Raw genomic sequence first — 15,245 nt, 5'->3', positions numbered from 1 at the left:
GGCTTTGGCCCCCGTTTTTTATTGGTCGAAGATTGCTTTCTGGCCTTCCGGCGAGGTCAGCATGCCGTCGCCGTTATGCCCGACACCGGGCACTTCAACCAGCCGTTGATTCACCCCTTCCGGATGCCGACGCAGCAGATAGCTGAAAAACATCTTCCCGCGTTCCAGTCGATAAGCCCCTTGGGCTTCGGCGGCGCAGCTCTTGTCCAGCGCCGGGTGTTGCGGGTCGATGTCCTGCTGGCCCAGCAGATAAATCACCTCGCGTTTGACGTAACTGCCTTCAAGCTGTGCGGGCGTTTGCCCACCGGAGTAGATCGGTGGATCCACCAGACCGTACTTCCAGCGGTTGAAACCCGGGCACTGCGCATGATCGAACGCCACCGGCCGTTGTTCGTTGAAGTAGGCGTAGGACGACGGGTTGGCCACCACGTAGCGCAAGCGAATGCCTTCAGCCTTGAGCGCCGGTTGTTCGCGGGCCAGCAGGGCATAGCGCTGTACCACCTGACCGCCGCCGGAGTGGCCGAAGATCACGATCTGCTTCACGTCCGGAAACTGCTTGCGATCACTGAGCCGACCAATGATTTCGTCGAGGGCGGCATAGGAGCTGAGCGGGTTCGGCCCTGTGGATAACCCGCCACCCATCCATTCATTGCCTTTCCAGCGCAGCACGCTGGCGGGCAACGAATAGAGGGCGACATCGCTTTCGTTGAGAAACTGCGGGGCGATCACCAGGGTGTTGGCGGTTTGTCCGGCCAGTTCGGCGGCGCTCTCGCCACTTTTGCGATAGGTCTCGGCGTTGCGCAGCTTGCCATGAATGACGATCAGCACCCGCTCGATTTTCGCCGGCGCCGGGCCGATGCCCACCGCCATTTCGCCGGCCTGCAGTTGCAGGCGTCCGGGACTGATCGCGTCGACGCCGGCCGCTTGTGCGGTGCCACCGATGAACAGTAAAGCCAACAGCCATTTATGCATTTACAGGTTTTTCGCCGCAAAGGTATCGCACTGGCCGACCTGGCCCTGGGCGAATCCGGTTTTGAACCAGCGCACCCTTTGCGCCGACGTACCGTGGGTGAACGAGTCCGGCACCACGCGGCCCTGACCCTGTTGTTGCAGGCGATCATCACCGATGGCGTTCGCCGCGTTCAAGGCTTCTTCAATGTCGCCCGGCTCCAGCCAGTTCAGGCGTTTCTGCGCATGGTAGGCCCAGACACCGGCCAGGCAATCGGCTTGCAGTTCCTGACGTACCAGCAGACCGCCGTCGCCTTGCATCTGCCGTCCTTGCTGGCGGGCCGCCTGAATTTTCGCCGAGACGCCGAGAAGCGTCTGCACATGGTGTCCGACTTCGTGAGCGATCACGTAGGCCTGGGCGAAGTCGCCGGCGGCCTTGAAGCGTTGGGCCATTTCCTGGAAGAACGCCATGTCCAGATAGACCTTCTGGTCTGCCGGGCAATAGAACGGGCCAGTGGCCGAGGTGGCCAGACCACAGGCGGAATTGACCCGGTTGCTGAACAGCACCAGGGTCGGGTCCTTATATTGGCGGCCGGCCTGCTGGAAGATCGCGCCCCAGGTGTCTTCGGTGTCGCCGAGGATCGAGCGCACGAATTCGGCCTGTTCATCGTTGGCCGGCGGTGCCTGGCGGGTTTGCGAAGTGGGTGCCGATTGTTCGGTCATCTGCCCGGTGAGCTGGCCAAGGATCTGCAGCGGGTCCTGCCCGGTGATCCAGCCGATGCCGACGATCAGCAGAATCGCGCCGAGGCTCAGGCCCTTGCCGCCCCCGAAACGCATGCCGCCACCACCGCCCATGTCATCGCCACGGGCATCGACGACGTTGTCACTGCGTCGACCTTTTCTCCATAGCATGTGGGAATCCTCTGTCTGATCGTGGTGATGAGTGTTGCTGGTGTGTGAGTGTGGCGCCAGTCCGGTCGTCCGTCCATTCGTACACAGGCAAACAGGCCCGACCTCGGGGGACGAGGTCGGGCCTGTTATTGACGAGCATGAGCGCCGGGAATTCAATCCGTCGGCGGATTTCTTTCGGCGGGTCAGGTATCAGCGGTCAAAGGCGTCCCACACCGGCGCGAAATCCGGGCTGACCTGACGTTCACGCTTCGACAACACAGCAATCAAAGCACGGTCCTCATCGTCCAGTTCGACCTTCAGTGACGCCAGATTGGCCAGTTGATTGGCCCGGCTGCTGGCCTTGGGAATCGCCGCGACATTGTCCTGATCCAGCAACCACTTCAGCGCGACCTGAGTCGGCAGCACGCCGTGTTTTTTGGCGATCTGCTGAATCTGTGGAATCTCCGAGACCTTGTTACGTGCCAGCGGCGTGTAGGCCGTCAGCGCCAGATCGTGTTGACGGGCGTAGTCGAGCAGGGCGTTTTGTCCGAGCAGGACGTGGTACTCGACCTGAATCGCTGACAGAGGGATGCCATAGTCCTCGACGACTGTGCGCAGCAACGGCAGCGGAAAATTCGCCACACCGATGTTGCGAGCCAGGCCTTGCTCCTTGAACGAGGCGAGGGTCTCGAGAGTGCGCGGCAAGTCCCAGTCGGTGGTCGGCCAATGGATCATGAACAGATCGACGTACTCGCTGCGCAAGGCCTTGAGGCTGCGATCCAGCGAGTGACGCATGGCATCCGGTTGCAACTGGTCCCACCAGACCTTGGTGGTGACGTGGATCTGCTCGCGGGGTGTCGGTGTATTCGCCAGTGCCTGTCCTACGGCGTCTTCGTTGTTGTAGGCCGCAGCCGTGTCGATATGCCGGTAACCGAGTTCCAGTGCTTGCTCCACGGCGCGGGTGCATTCGTCGCCGAGCATCGGCCAGGTGCCGAGGCCGAGTTTGGGCAGGTTCAGTCCGTGTTGGTTGACGATGTGCTGCATGGTCGGCGCTTCCTGCATTGATGGGTTTCAGAATGGGATTCTGAAAACTAAACAACGCCAGCCAATATCGGCAACTTGTTAGCCGAGAAAGGGGGCGATTATCGAGCGTTCGGTTCCAGATTTCGCAATCAGTGATATGTATTTTAGAATCGGCAAAATTTCACTGGGATCGCACCATGGCCGGCAGTCAGATCGAACGGGTTTTCAGCGTGCTCGAAAGCCTTACCCACGAGCCGCGCGGACTGCCGCTGCAAACCCTCGCGGAACAAATCGACATTCCGAAAAGTGCGACCCACCGCTTGCTCGCCGAATTGTCCCGGCTGGGTTATGTGCGGCAGAACCCGGAAACCCTGCGTTATCACTTGTCGACCAAATTGGTCGCGATGGGTTTTCGTTATCTGTCGAGCAGCGGCGCCGACATCGTGCAGCCGGTGCTTGATCGACTGGCGCAGGAAACCGGCGAACTGGTGCGGCTGGGCGTCACCGATGGCGAGCGTCAGACCTGGATTGCCAAGTCACAGGGCGCGCGCAGCGGTTTGCGTTACGACCCGGACATGGGCCGCGATGCACCGCTGTTCTACACCGCGTCCGGCCATGCGTGGCTGGCGAGCATGAGTGATGCCGAGGCCCTGTCGCTGGTTGAACGTCAGGCCGCAGAAATACCGGCGGATATCGGGCCGAATGCACCACGAACCAACATTGAATTGCTCGAACATCTGCGGGTGGCGCGGGAACAGGGTTACGCCTGTGTCGAAGAAAGCTCGGCGGTGGGCACATCGGCCATTGCTGCCGTGGTGCGGCATCCGGCAGATGGCCGGGTTATCGGTGTGTTGAGCATTGCCGGGCCGAGTGCGCGGCTGCCGGGGGCGAGATTGCATGAACTGGCGCCGCTGTTGTTGAAGTTTACCGAAGAGTTATCGGCGGCGAGCCTGGCTTCGGAGTTGTTCGTTTAGCCGTGCAACGGCAGGCGCGATCGGGTTGTCTGTAAAGCTGTGCGTTGATCGCACAGAATTTGGCTTGAAGGGTGTGAGAATTTGGAACCTGGTTCTAAATTATCGCTGGAGGCTTTTTCCTCATTTTGATTTCCAGAGATTGCCAATGACCGTCAGCACACCGCTTTCCGGCGTCAACCAGCCCTTCAAGGGGATCTTGCTGATTGTCGTGGCGACGTTCCTGTTCTCCACCCACGATGCGCTGTCGAAATACCTCTCGGGTTTTTATCCGATCGTCATGGTGGTGTGGGCGCGGTATCTGGTGCACACGCTGTTGATGGCGGGGATTTTCCTGCCGCAGTCCGGGTTGCGTGTGCTGCGCACCAAACGCCCGTTGTGGCAATTGGCGCGGGCGCTTTGCCTGCTGGGCACCAGCCTGTTTTTCACCACGGCGCTTTTGTACATCCCGCTGGCCGAAGCCACGTCGGTCAACTTTCTTGCGCCGGTGCTGGTGACGGCGCTGTCGGTGCCGTTGCTCAAGGAGCGGGTGACCCGGGGGCAGTGGATCGCGGTGATCTGCGGCTTCATCGGCGTGCTGATCATCGTCCATCCCGGTGGCGAACTGTTCACCCCGGCGATTCTGTTGCCGTTCTGCTCGGCGCTGTTTTTCTGCTTCTATCAGTTGCTCACCCGCAAGCTCAGCGAGGTGGACAGCCCGACCACCAGCAACTTTTTCGCCGGGTTGTGCAACACGCTGGTGATGAGTGCGCTGGTGCCGTTCTTCTGGCAGGTGCCGAGCCTGGGACATGCCTTGTTGATGCTGGCGCTGGGCACGTGCGGGATGACCGCGCACCTGTTTCTGACCCAGGCATTCCGGCATGCCGCGCCGGCGTTGCTGGCGCCGTTCGGTTATTGCCAGATCGTGTTTGCGGGGTTGCTGGGGTGGTTGCTGTTCGCGCACACGCCGACCCTGATGACGGTGATCGGGATTGCGGTGATCTGTTGCAGCGGGCTGGCGGCAGCGTGGCAGCAGAGCCGGCGCTGAAAGGACAACCGGCCTGAAATCAGGCCGGTCGGTGCAGGAGGATTATTCGGTAACCGTAGGAATCTTGCGCGGTGCCATGAAGTACATCCAGGTCAGCGCAATGAAGTACATCGCCGGGATCAGGGTGAACAGCACGGTGTAGTTGTTGTTGGTGACGGTGAGGATGTGGCCGACGATCTGGGTCATGAACATCCCGCCGATTGCCGCGCACATGCCGCCGAAACCGAACACCGTGCTCATCATGTGCTTGGGCGTGTAGTCCATCACGAGGCTCCAGATGTTGGCGGTCCAGGCCTGGTGTGCGCCGATCGCCAGGGAGATGGCGGCCACTGCGATCCACAGGTTGGCGGAACCGGCGGCCATGACCACGCCGATGATGCAGCAAGCGAACAGGAACATCGACAGCAGCCGCGCCTTGATCGAGTTCATACCGCGACCGATCAGGAACGAAGACAGAATCCCGCCACCCACGCTGCCGAAGTCGGCGGTGACGTAGATGATGATCAGCGGAATGCCCATCTGGGTGACGTTGATGCCCAGATTGTATTGCTGATTGAGAAACGGCGGCAGCCAGTACAGGTAGAACCAGAACACCGGCGCGGTCAGCGAGTAGGCGAGGGCGAAAGCCCAGGTGCCGCGCATGCGCAGGATTCGCGAAAACGGTACGCGGGCCTGTTCCGGTTCGACTTCTTTCTGGATGTAGTCCAGCTCCGACTGTTTCACGCTCGGGTGATCTTCCGGGTTGAAATACTTCAGGCCCCAGAACAGCAACCAGATCCCGCCCAGTGCCGACATGCACAGGAACGCGGCCTGCCAGCCCCACACATGCAGAATCAACGGCAGCAACATCGGGGTGAACATCGCGCCGACGTTGGTGCCGGCGTTGAAGATGCCGGTGGCCACTGCTCGCTCGCCGGCCGGGAACCACAGGCGCGTGGTCTTCACGCAGGCCGGGTAGTTGGCCGCTTCGGTCAGGCCGAGAATGAAGCGGCAGACCATGAAGCCCACCGCCGAGGTCGCCAGGCCGTGGGCGCCGGTGGCCAGGCTCCAGAGCAGCACGGCGCAGAAGAACACGCGTTTCACGCCGACCCGGTCGATCAGCCGTCCTTGCAGCACGAAGCCGATGGCGTAGCCGACCTGAAACCAGAAGTTGATGTTGGCGTAGTCCATCGCCGTCCAGCTCATTTCCTTGGCGAGGATCGGCTGCATGACGCCGAGGGCGGCGCGGTCGATGTAGTTCAGGGTGGTGGCGAAAAACACCAGCGCCAGCATGCCCCAACGGGTCTTGCCGACGGCCATGGCGCCGCGGATCTTGTCGCCGATGCCACCCGTGGCAGTGCTCATGGCCGGGGCCATGCGGGAAGTCTGTGAAGGAATCATGTGTTCCACCCGTTTTTGGATTTGTTATTTGGTGTGCTTTCTTGTGCACGCTGCGACCGGTGGTTCAGATCCGGACTCAAGGTGAAAGGGATGTTGGGCAGTGGGCGAAAAATCGTCAATTCGCCAAACCGGCATTGTGTTCGATAATCGCACGCAAAACTAACCGGGTAGTACAGTTTAAATTGCTCAAAGAAAAACCGGGACCAATAATTCGCTCACCTTATAAAAGCGGCGCAATCCCCGTAGCCGACGTCTCCACCGGGAGTTGAAACATGCAGCGATCCATTGCCACCGTTTCCTTGAGCGGAACCCTGCCGGAAAAGCTCGAAGCCATTGCCGCCGCCGGGTTCGACGGGGTGGAGATTTTCGAGAACGACCTCCTGTATTACGACGGCAGCCCTCGGGAAATCCGGCAGATGTGCGCCGACCTCGGAATTGCCATCACCCTGTTCCAGCCGTTCCGCGATTTCGAAGGCTGTCGCCGCGATCGCCTGGAACGCAATCTGGAGCGGGCCGAACGCAAGTTTGATCTGATGCAGGAACTGGGCACCGACCTGGTGCTGGTGTGCAGCAACGCCTCCCCTGACAGCATCGGTGATCAACAGATCCTGATCGACGACCTGCGCCTGCTGGCCGAGCGCGCCGGCGCCCGAGGCTTGCGCATCGGTTACGAGGCTCTGGCCTGGGGCCGTCACGTCAATACTTATCAACAGGTCTGGGACATCGTCCGTCAGGCCGATCACCCAAGCCTCGGCGTGTTGCTCGACAGCTTCCACACCCTGTCGCTCAAGGGCGAACCACGGGCGATTGCCGAGATTCCCGGCGACAAGATCTTCTTCGTGCAAATGGCCGATGCGCCGATCCTGGCCATGGATGTGCTGGAGTGGAGCCGGCATTTCCGCTGCTTTCCGGGACAGGGCGAATTCGATCTGCCGGGGTTTCTCGCGCCGATCATCCAGAGTGGCTACACCGGCCCGCTGTCGCTGGAAATCTTCAACGACGGCTTCCGTGCCGCGCCGCCTCGGGCCAATGCCGCCGACGGTTTGCGTTCGCTGTTGTATCTGGAGGAGAAAACCCGCCAGCGTCTCGAGCAGGAAATCCGCCCTGTGGATAACCGCGAAATCCTCTTCGCGACGCCGAAGGCCAGCGAGTACAACGGCATCGAGTTTCTGGAGTTCGCCGTCGACGAAGCGCTCGGCGCCAAGCTGTCGAACTGGCTGGAGCGGCTGGGGTTCGTCAAGGCCGGGCAGCATCGCTCCAAGAGTGTCAGCCTGTTGCGCCAGGGCGATATCAACCTGATCCTCAACTCCGAGCCTTATTCGTTCGGCCACAGTTTCTTCGAGGCCCACGGCCCGTCGCTGTGCGCCACCGCCGTGCGGGTCAAGGACAGCGCCAGTGCGCTGGCGCGGGCCGTCGCCTATAAAGGTCAGCCGTATCGCGGACTGGTCGGCCCCAATGAATTGGAGCTGGCAGCGGTGCGGGCGCCGGATGGCAGCCTGATCTATCTGGTGGATGAAGAGGCGGATGTCTACGGCACCGATTTCAATCTGCTGCCGGGCGCGGTAACAAGTGGCGGGCTCAAGCGCATCGATCACATGGCCATGGCGCTGCCGGCGGACAGCCTCGACAGTTGGGTGTTGTTCTACAAGAGCCTGCTGGATTTCGAGGCTGACGACGAAGTGGTGCTGCCCGATCCGTACGGTCTGGTGAAGAGTCGTGCGCTGCGCAGTCGCGACAGTTCGATCCGCCTGCCGCTGAACATTTCCGAGAACCGCAACACCGCGATCTCACACGCGCTGTCGAGTTATCGCGGCTCCGGAGTGCATCACATTGCCTTCGATTGCGATGACATCTTTGCTCAGGTCAGTCGTGCGAAAGAGGCGGGCGTGCCACTGCTGGATATTCCGCTCAACTATTACGATGACCTCGCGGCGCGTTTCGATTTCGATGACGAGTTCCTCAGCGAGCTGGCGTACTACAACGTGCTTTACGACCGCGATGCTCAGGGCGGCGAGCTGTTCCACGTTTACACCGAGCCGTTCGAAGGACGCTTCTTCTTCGAGATCATTCAGCGCAAGAACGATTACGCGGGCTATGGCGCGGCCAACGTCGCGGTGCGACTGGCGGCGATGGCCAAAGCACGCAGTGGCGCCGTTCGCCAGGCGAAGTTGTAGGAAATTCGTAAACGCGGGATTAAACACGGGCCGCGCGGCTTCCTTCACTGTGCCGCGCGGCCCATAATCGCCAGCCTGTGCAGTGATGGCCGTGAGCCCGCAATGACAATGACTTCAGAACTTTCCGCAGCCCCCGTTTCATCAGCGGTAGAGCCGCGCAAGAGTCGCAAGAACAATCCGGAAAAGACCCGCGAGAACATCCTGCAGGAAGCGATCGTCGAGTTCGTCCAGCAGGGCCTGTCCGGTGCCCGCGTCGATGCGATCGCCGAGCGTATCCACACCTCCAAGCGCATGATCTATTACTACTTCGGCAGCAAGGAGCAGTTGTACGTCGAGGTGCTGGAGAAGCTCTACGGCGATATCCGCAGCACCGAAAACCGTCTGCACCTGGCCGAATTGCCGCCAGTGGAAGCGATCCGGCGCCTGGTGGAATTCACCTTCGATCACCACGACCGCAACGTCGATTTCGTGCGCATCGTCTGCATCGAAAACATCCACAATGCCGAGTACGTGAAGCGTTCCGATGCGATCAAGGCGATGAACAATACGATTCTTGATTCGCTGGGGGAGATCCTGGCGCGCGGTGCTGCTGAAGGCCTGTTCCGGGCCGGGCTCGATGCGCTGGATGTGCATCTGCTGATCAGTTCGTTCTGCTTCTATCGCGTGTCGAACCGCCACACCTTTGGTGAGATCTTTCAGATCGATCTGCCGGACGAAACCATCAAACAGCGTCATCGCGAGATGATTTGCGAATCGGTGCTGCGCTACCTGCAGGCCTGACCGGTATCGAGGGGGCGTTGCCCCCTCACGGTTTCATCCTTTCATGCTTTGAAAGTGCGCCAGCATGCGCTGCGCATCCGGCGCCACGCCGCTGAACAGTTCAAACGCCTTCACTGCCTGAAACACCGCCATGTTGCCGCCATCCAGGGTTCGGCACCCCAGGGCGCGGGCGTTGCGCAGCAGTTCGGTTTCCAGCGGGAAATACACGATCTCCGCCACCCACAATTCTGGCCGCAGCAATGCTGCCGGCACGGGCATGCCCGGCAGTTTGGCCATGCCCATCGGCGTGGTGTTTACCAGACCATCGACCTGACTCAACGCGCTCGACAGATCGTGCCCGGCCACGGCCCGACCAGCGCCGAAATGCTGGTTGAGGTTGTTGGCCAGGCTTTCGGCCCGCTCAATGTCCACATCAAAAATGCTCAGTTGCTGTACGCCTTCGCTCAACAAGGCGTGGGCCACTGCCGCGCCTGCGCCGCCGGCGCCCATTTGGACTGCACGCTCGCGGGCGACGTCTGGCAGACCCCGACGAAAGCCTTCAGCGAAACCCAGGCAATCGGTGTTGTGGCCGATGCGTTTACCGTCTTTCAACACCACCGTGTTCACGGCGCCGATGCCCCGGGCTTCCGCAGACAACTCGTCGAGCAGCGGAATGATGGCCTGCTTGCACGGGAAAGTGATGTTCAGTCCGGTGTAGTTCATTCGCTCGGCGGCGAGCAGCAGGTCGGGCAGGGCGTTGCTGTCCAGTTGCAGTTGATCGAGATCGATCAGTCGATACAGATAACGCAGGCCCTGTTCATCACCTTCGTGTTCGTGCAGTGCCGGGGTGCGGGACGCCTGAATGCCGGCGCCGATCAGTCCGGCGAGTATCACGTTGTTGCGGTTCATGCGGTTCACCCCTTCAACCGCTGGCTGAAATGCTCCAGGGCCAGCCGATAGCCGTGGCTGCCGAAGCCGCACATCACGGCGGTGGCGATGGCCGAGACAAATGAGTGATGACGGAACGGCTCGCGCGCGTGGACGTTGGACAGGTGGACTTCGATCACGGGCAATTCGCTGGCGACCAGGGCATCGCGGATCGCCACCGAGGTGTGGGTCCAGGCAGCCGGGTTGATCACGATCCCGGCGCAGCGCTGGCGGGCGCCGTGAATCCAGTCGAGCAATTCGCCTTCGTGGTTGGTCTGGCGAAACTCCACGGCCAGGCCGAATTCTTCGGCGGCGCGCCCGCACAGGGCGGAGATGTCGGCCAGGGTTTCGTGACCGTAGGTCGCCGGTTCACGGGTGCCGAGCAGGTTCAGGTTCGGGCCGTTGAGCACCAGAACGATTGGGGGCATGGGGGCAAACTCCACTTATTGTTTTTGGCTTGGGCCGAGGGTTTCGACCTGTGGAGTTAAATTGTACTAGATGGTTACTTTAATCAATTGATCAACCGTCGCTGCGCCGTTTTGTGTTCGGTAATCGGACATTAATGCGGCAACTGCTCGACCAGAAAATCGATGAAGGCCCTGACGCGCAGCGGCATATGGCGATTCTGCGGGTACAGCAGCGTGAACGGTCGCGAGCGTCCGCTGTAGGGTTTGAGTACTTCCACCAGCGAGCCGTCGGCCAGTTCTTCTTCGACGATGAAGCGGTAAGTCTGGAACAACCCGGCACCGTGTCTGGCCAGGGTCACGCCACCGAGCACGTCATCGGAACAGCAGAAACTGCCCTCGGCGAGGATTTCCCGTGGCGCGTCCTCTTCGTAAAACAGCCAGGTGATCCGCCGCCCGCTGCTGGGCAATTCGTACTGGATGCACTCGTGCTTTTCGAGGTCTTCGAGGGTCTGCGGCGTACCGGCGCGTTTGAGGTAATCGGGGCTGGCCACCATCACCAGCGCCGCGTCTTCCAGATGGCGGGCGATAAGGCCGGAGTCGGGAATCGCCCGCACGCGTATCGCCATGTCGTAACCCTCGCCGACGAAGTCGATGTTGCGATTGCTGATGTGCATCTCGACCTTCACTTGCGGAAAGCGCGCGCGAAAGGCCGGCAGCAGCGGCAGGATCCGATGATGAGCGTAAGTTGTAGGAATACTGATGCGCAGGGTGCCGGACGGTTCCTGCTGCTGGCCCATGACTTCCCGTTGCGCCTCCACCAGTTGCGCCAGTGCCTGACGGCATTCTTCGTAATAGCGTCGGCCGCTGTCGGTCAGTTTCACGCTGCGGGTAGTGCGCGCGAACAACCGCACGCCCAAGCGTTCCTCCATGCGCGAAACCGAGCGACTCACCGCCGCCGGCGTCACCGACGCCGCCTGCGCCGCAGCGGTGAAACTGCCGCACTCGGCCGCCAGACAAAACAACTCGATGCTGCCCAGCTGAAGATCGTCGAAGTGTCGCTGCATGATTGATTACACCGGGGAATGAGTCTTCGTATGTAGCAAATGCGCGGACGCTGCGAAAGAACTGCTTACCATTTTGCGCGGGGCTTTTGCGGCTGCCGCACTAGGCTCGAAAGGTAACGACCAAAGCGGGCGTCGGCGCCGGTGGTCGGATTTGCCAGGGAATGGCAAATGTTGAAACTTTTAAACCTAACGGATGGGTTAGCATGAAGGTATGCAGTTACAAAGGACTGTCAGTGGTGATCATGTTGCGTGACGAACATTGTCCGCCTCATGCGCACGTAGATTCAGGTGCATGGAGTGCCCGCTTCAAATTCAGCTTCTGGCACAACGGCGTGGAGTTATGGGATGTAGTGCCCCTGTCGCGACGGCCACCGATTGCAGTGCTTGAGGGGCTGCGTCAGTCGCTGCGTGAAACGGATCATCTGCGGCGGGCCCGCCGAATCTGGTGGTCTCGTTTGCAGACGGCGTGTCTCGATAACCAATGGTGGGACGGGGACTCGAACGAAGTGGCCGTCATGCGTGAAGTCACCGGTGCGACTTTCAGAATCGGATCGGCGTATTACGAACCAGAAGAAAACAAAACCCTGCTGGCCCTGGTCGGTGCTCGGGAAGGTGTGGAGATCGAACTATGAAAACAGTCAAAGCCGGCTTGCACGCGGATCGCCCCGTCACGGAAAAGCGTCTGGACGAGGCCGTCGACCGTGGCGGCGTGCGTCGTCGCAGCAGCCTGCAAGCCGTGTCGGTAGCCTTTCACAAACCGTGCCTGGTGATTCACTTTGAAGACGACAGCGGCGTGTTGCTGCCGGTGAATCTTTACCGTGAATTCGATGATTTCGAACCGGAAGACTTCACCGGATTGAATATCGGCTTTGCCGGCACCGCGCTGTGCCACGACGGCAAGGACCTGCAGGTTTCCATCGCGGGCATGATCTCCGCCAGTCAGCCATTGATGGCGATGGCGGCTTCGGTGATCGCCTCACGCAATGGCCGCCAGAGCAGCACCGCGAAAGCTGAAGCTGCACGGGCCAACGGCAGGAAGGGCGGACGCCCGCGCAAAGTCGATCCCGTGCCATGAACAGGCACAAAAAAGCCGTCGGTCAGGACGGCTTTCTTGTTTCTGGCACCGGCGATCAACGCCGGGTCAACAGCACGCCGGATTCCATGTGGTGGGTCCACGGGAACTGGTCGAACAACGCGCAGCGGGTGATGCGGTGCGTGTCGTGCAGTTGGGCGATGTTGGCCGCCAGGGTCTCCGGGTTGCAGGAGATGTACAGAATGTTGTCGAAGCGACGGGTCAGCTCGCAGGTGTCCGGGTCCATGCCGGCCCGTGGCGGGTCGACGAACACGCTGCCGAACTCGTAGCTTTTCAGGTCGATGCCGTGCAGGCGACGGAACGGGCGAACTTCGTTCAGGGCTTCGGTCAGCTCTTCGGCGGACAGGCGCACCAGGGTGACGTTATCCACAGCGTTTTCGGCCAGGTTGCTCAATGCAGCGTTGACCGAGGTCTTGCTGATTTCGGTGGCCAGCACTTTGCGCACACGGGTCGCCAGCGGCAGGGTGAAGTTGCCGTTGCCGCAGTACAGCTCCAGCAGATCGTCGCTGCGATCGCCCAGTGCTTCGTATGCCCAGTTGAGCATCTTCTGGTTCACGGTGCCGTTAGGCTGGGTGAACGCGCCTTCTGGCTGGCGATAGCTGAAGGTGCGACCGCCGACTTCGAGCTTCTCGACTACGTAATCGAGGCCGAGCACTTCGCGCTTGCCCTTGGAGCGACCGATGATGCTGATGCCCAGGTCCGCCGACAGCTTGGTGGCCGCTGCGTGCCAGTGCTCGTCCAGCGGACGGTGATAGCACAGGGTGATCATCGCGTCACCGGCCAGGGTGGTCAGAAATTCCACCTGGAACAGCTTGTGGCTGAGCGCCGCACTGGCCTGCCAGGCCGCTTTCAATTGCGGCATCAGCTGGTTGATGCGCAGGCTGGCGATCGGGAATTCTTCGATCAGGATCGGCGTGCGCTTGTCGTCCTGGGAAAACATCGCGTAGTGCCGCTCTCCGCCCTCGCGCCACAGGCGGAATTCGGCACGCAGGCGGAAGTTCTGCAGCGGCGAGTCGAACACCGTTGGTTCCGGCGCATCGAACGGAGCCAGCAGGTCACGCAGGCGCGTGACCTTGTCTTCGAGTTGTGCGGCGTAGGCCTGGGAATCAAAAGTCATGCGTTGAACCAACCCAGCTTGATCACGAACAGAATCGACAGGATCACCAGCGCCGGGTTCAGCTCACGGGCGCGGCCGGACAGCAGTTTGATCGCGGTCCAGGCGATGAAGCCGAAGGCGATGCCGTTGGCGATGGAATAGGTGAAAGGCATCGCAAGGGCGGTGACCACGACCGGCGCGGCGACGGTGATGTCGTCCCATTCTATTTCCGCCAGGCCCGAAGTCATCAGCACGGCGACAAACAGCAGCGCTGGCGCGGTGGCGAAGGCCGGCACGCTGGCAGCCAGTGGCGAGAAGAACAGCGCCAGCAGGAACAGGATCGCGACGACGATGGCGGTCAGGCCGGTGCGGCCGCCGGCGCTCACGCCTGCAGCGGATTCGATGTAGCTGGTGGTGGTCGAGGTGCCCAGCAGCGAACCGGCCATCGCAGCGGTACTGTCAGCGATCAGCGCACGGCCCATTTTCGGCATGTGGCCGTCCTTGCCCATCAGACCGGCGCGCTTGGCGACGCCGATCAGGGTGCCGGAGTTGTCGAACAGGTCGACGAACAGGAAGGCGAAGATCACGCTGACCAGACCGATGTCCAGTGCGCCCTTGATGTCCAGTTGCAGGAAAGTCGGGGCCAGCGAAGGCGGCATCGACGTCACGCCGCCAAACGGGGTGAAACCCATCACGATCGAGACGATGGTCACCGCGAGAATGCCGATCAGCACCGCGCCGCGCACTTTCAGGGCTTCAAGGGCGACGATCAGGGCGAAACCGAGGGTGGCGAGGATCGGTGCCGGTTGCTTCAGGTCACCGAGGCCGACCATGGTCGCCGGGTTGCTGACCACGATGCCGGCGTTGTGCAGGGCGATCAGCGCCAGGAACAGGCCGATACCGGCGGCAATCGCCGAACGCAGCGGCAGCGGAATGCTGTTGATGATCCATTCACGGATACGGAAGATCGACAGCAGGAAGAAGCACACGGCCGAAATGAACACCGCACCCAGCGCCACTTGCCAGGTATGGCCCATGTGCAGCACGACGGTGTAGGTGAAAAAGGCGTTCAGGCCCATGCCTGGTGCGAGGGCGATCGGGTAGTTGGCGATCAGGCCCATGACCGTGGAGCCGATGGCGGCTGCCAGACACGTGGCGACGAACACCGCGCCCTTGTCCATGCCGGTCTCGCCGAGGATGCTCGGGTTGACGAACAGAATGTAGGCCATGGCCAGGAAGGTCGTGACGCCCGCCAGAATCTCGGTCCGCACGTTGGTGTTGTGTGCCTTGAGTTGAAACAGCCTTTCCAGCATGTCTGCTCCCCGTGGCGCGCGTGGCGCCGTGAATGTATCGACCTCAACAGCAAAGCACAGACCGTCGCAAGCGCCTGGAAAATTGTGGTGGGCCGGAAAAAGCCGCGCATCATACCAGCAGCGTGAGGAATATGGCGGATGTTGGTATCGATCGTCGGCGAAGTTTTGTGTC

At 61.1% G+C, this 15,245-nt stretch carries 15 protein-coding genes; 6 read left to right on the top strand and 9 right to left on the bottom strand.

What is annotated here, in order from left to right; translation table 11 throughout:
- Positions 1-18: 18 nt before the first annotated feature.
- From AC07NR_RS26420 to AC07NR_RS26410, 3 genes are all read right to left on the bottom strand, one after another.
- Entirely contained in the window at positions 19-972 is a 954-nt protein-coding gene (locus AC07NR_RS26420) for a S49 family peptidase domain-containing protein (RefSeq protein WP_432217791.1), read from the bottom strand.
- Entirely contained in the window at positions 973-1,860 is an 888-nt protein-coding gene (ypfJ, locus tag AC07NR_RS26415) for a KPN_02809 family neutral zinc metallopeptidase (RefSeq protein ID WP_305835598.1), read from the bottom strand. It lies immediately after the preceding gene.
- A gap of 189 nt (positions 1,861-2,049) precedes the next feature.
- Positions 2,050-2,883 carry an aldo/keto reductase gene (locus AC07NR_RS26410; protein WP_495079796.1) on the bottom strand — a complete coding sequence of 278 codons (834 nt, stop codon included), beginning with the start codon at positions 2,881-2,883 and terminating at the stop codon, positions 2,050-2,052.
- 176 nt (positions 2,884-3,059) lie between these two features.
- Here AC07NR_RS26410 and AC07NR_RS26405 point away from each other — a divergent pair, with 176 nt between their 5' ends.
- Positions 3,060-3,836 (top strand): IclR family transcriptional regulator, encoded by a 777-nt coding sequence (locus AC07NR_RS26405; RefSeq protein WP_134828185.1) that lies wholly within the window; start codon positions 3,060-3,062, stop codon positions 3,834-3,836.
- A gap of 145 nt (positions 3,837-3,981) precedes the next feature.
- Positions 3,982-4,860: a DMT family transporter gene (locus tag AC07NR_RS26400; RefSeq protein WP_495079795.1), complete on the top strand. Its 879-nt coding sequence runs from the start codon at positions 3,982-3,984 to the stop codon at positions 4,858-4,860.
- A gap of 42 nt (positions 4,861-4,902) precedes the next feature.
- Here AC07NR_RS26400 and AC07NR_RS26395 read toward each other — a convergent pair whose 3' ends face one another.
- Entirely contained in the window at positions 4,903-6,240 is a 1,338-nt protein-coding gene (locus AC07NR_RS26395) for an MFS transporter (protein WP_114885678.1), read from the bottom strand.
- 272 nt (positions 6,241-6,512) lie between these two features.
- Between AC07NR_RS26395 and quiC the strand changes: the two genes are divergently transcribed.
- Positions 6,513-8,414, top strand: a complete 1,902-nt coding sequence (quiC, locus tag AC07NR_RS26390) for a 3-dehydroshikimate dehydratase QuiC (RefSeq protein WP_495079794.1) — start codon at positions 6,513-6,515, stop codon at positions 8,412-8,414.
- Between the two features lie 102 nt (positions 8,415-8,516).
- Positions 8,517-9,194 (top strand): TetR/AcrR family transcriptional regulator, encoded by a 678-nt coding sequence (locus AC07NR_RS26385; RefSeq protein WP_114885674.1) that lies wholly within the window; start codon positions 8,517-8,519, stop codon positions 9,192-9,194.
- 33 nt (positions 9,195-9,227) lie between these two features.
- Here AC07NR_RS26385 and AC07NR_RS26380 read toward each other — a convergent pair whose 3' ends face one another.
- The 3 genes from AC07NR_RS26380 to AC07NR_RS26370 form a co-directional block, all read right to left on the bottom strand.
- Positions 9,228-10,082, bottom strand: a complete 855-nt coding sequence (locus AC07NR_RS26380; RefSeq protein WP_495079793.1) for a shikimate dehydrogenase — start codon at positions 10,080-10,082, stop codon at positions 9,228-9,230.
- Positions 10,083-10,087: 5 nt separating this feature from the next.
- The gene (gene aroQ / locus AC07NR_RS26375; RefSeq protein ID WP_011336043.1) at positions 10,088-10,528 is read right to left on the bottom strand and encodes a type II 3-dehydroquinate dehydratase; all 441 of its coding nucleotides are present in this window, start codon (positions 10,526-10,528) and stop codon (positions 10,088-10,090) included.
- Between the two features lie 131 nt (positions 10,529-10,659).
- A complete protein-coding gene (locus AC07NR_RS26370; protein WP_495079792.1) occupies positions 10,660-11,571 on the bottom strand; it encodes a LysR family transcriptional regulator in 912 nt (303 codons plus the stop codon).
- A 203-nt stretch (positions 11,572-11,774) separates the two neighbouring features.
- Here AC07NR_RS26370 and AC07NR_RS26365 point away from each other — a divergent pair, with 203 nt between their 5' ends.
- Positions 11,775-12,203 carry a DUF4160 domain-containing protein gene (locus AC07NR_RS26365; RefSeq protein ID WP_248740472.1) on the top strand — a complete coding sequence of 143 codons (429 nt, stop codon included), beginning with the start codon at positions 11,775-11,777 and terminating at the stop codon, positions 12,201-12,203.
- A complete protein-coding gene (locus tag AC07NR_RS26360) occupies positions 12,200-12,646 on the top strand; it encodes a hypothetical protein (protein WP_248740471.1) in 447 nt (148 codons plus the stop codon). Before AC07NR_RS26365 ends, AC07NR_RS26360 begins: the two co-directional genes overlap by 4 nt.
- Positions 12,647-12,701: 55 nt before the next feature.
- On the opposite strand, the gene trmA is transcribed toward AC07NR_RS26360, so the two are convergent.
- Both trmA and AC07NR_RS26350 read right to left on the bottom strand, forming a co-directional pair.
- Positions 12,702-13,781, bottom strand: a complete 1,080-nt coding sequence (gene trmA / locus AC07NR_RS26355; RefSeq protein WP_248740470.1) for a tRNA (uridine(54)-C5)-methyltransferase TrmA — start codon at positions 13,779-13,781, stop codon at positions 12,702-12,704.
- Positions 13,778-15,073, bottom strand: a complete 1,296-nt coding sequence (locus tag AC07NR_RS26350; protein WP_085712226.1) for an NCS2 family permease — start codon at positions 15,071-15,073, stop codon at positions 13,778-13,780. Before AC07NR_RS26350 ends, trmA begins: the two co-directional genes overlap by 4 nt.
- Positions 15,074-15,245 lie beyond the last annotated feature (172 nt).

The organism is Pseudomonas sp. GW821-FHT09C09 (genome assembly GCF_059418105.1).
The sequence above is the reverse complement of the archived record's forward strand: the minus strand, read 5'-3'. Positions and strand labels throughout refer to the sequence as shown.

Bases quoted from the DNA above. Each gene is read 5' to 3' on its own strand.
- AC07NR_RS26420 (WP_432217791.1), bottom strand. From the start codon at position 972: ATGCATAAATGGCTGTTGGCTTTACTGTTCATCGGTGGCACCGCACAA.
- ypfJ (WP_305835598.1), bottom strand. From the start codon at position 1,860: ATGCTATGGAGAAAAGGTCGACGCAGTGACAACGTCGTCGATGCCCGT.
- AC07NR_RS26410 (WP_495079796.1), bottom strand. From the start codon at position 2,883: ATGCAGCACATCGTCAACCAACACGGACTGAACCTGCCCAAACTCGGC.
- AC07NR_RS26405 (WP_134828185.1), top strand. From the start codon at position 3,060: ATGGCCGGCAGTCAGATCGAACGGGTTTTCAGCGTGCTCGAAAGCCTT.
- AC07NR_RS26400 (WP_495079795.1), top strand. From the start codon at position 3,982: ATGACCGTCAGCACACCGCTTTCCGGCGTCAACCAGCCCTTCAAGGGG.
- AC07NR_RS26395 (WP_114885678.1), bottom strand. From the start codon at position 6,240: ATGATTCCTTCACAGACTTCCCGCATGGCCCCGGCCATGAGCACTGCC.
- quiC (WP_495079794.1), top strand. From the start codon at position 6,513: ATGCAGCGATCCATTGCCACCGTTTCCTTGAGCGGAACCCTGCCGGAA.
- AC07NR_RS26385 (WP_114885674.1), top strand. From the start codon at position 8,517: ATGACAATGACTTCAGAACTTTCCGCAGCCCCCGTTTCATCAGCGGTA.
- AC07NR_RS26380 (WP_495079793.1), bottom strand. From the start codon at position 10,082: ATGAACCGCAACAACGTGATACTCGCCGGACTGATCGGCGCCGGCATT.
- aroQ (WP_011336043.1), bottom strand. From the start codon at position 10,528: ATGCCCCCAATCGTTCTGGTGCTCAACGGCCCGAACCTGAACCTGCTC.
- AC07NR_RS26370 (WP_495079792.1), bottom strand. From the start codon at position 11,571: ATGCAGCGACACTTCGACGATCTTCAGCTGGGCAGCATCGAGTTGTTT.
- AC07NR_RS26365 (WP_248740472.1), top strand. From the start codon at position 11,775: ATGAAGGTATGCAGTTACAAAGGACTGTCAGTGGTGATCATGTTGCGT.
- AC07NR_RS26360 (WP_248740471.1), top strand. From the start codon at position 12,200: ATGAAAACAGTCAAAGCCGGCTTGCACGCGGATCGCCCCGTCACGGAA.
- trmA (WP_248740470.1), bottom strand. From the start codon at position 13,781: ATGACTTTTGATTCCCAGGCCTACGCCGCACAACTCGAAGACAAGGTC.
- AC07NR_RS26350 (WP_085712226.1), bottom strand. From the start codon at position 15,073: ATGCTGGAAAGGCTGTTTCAACTCAAGGCACACAACACCAACGTGCGG.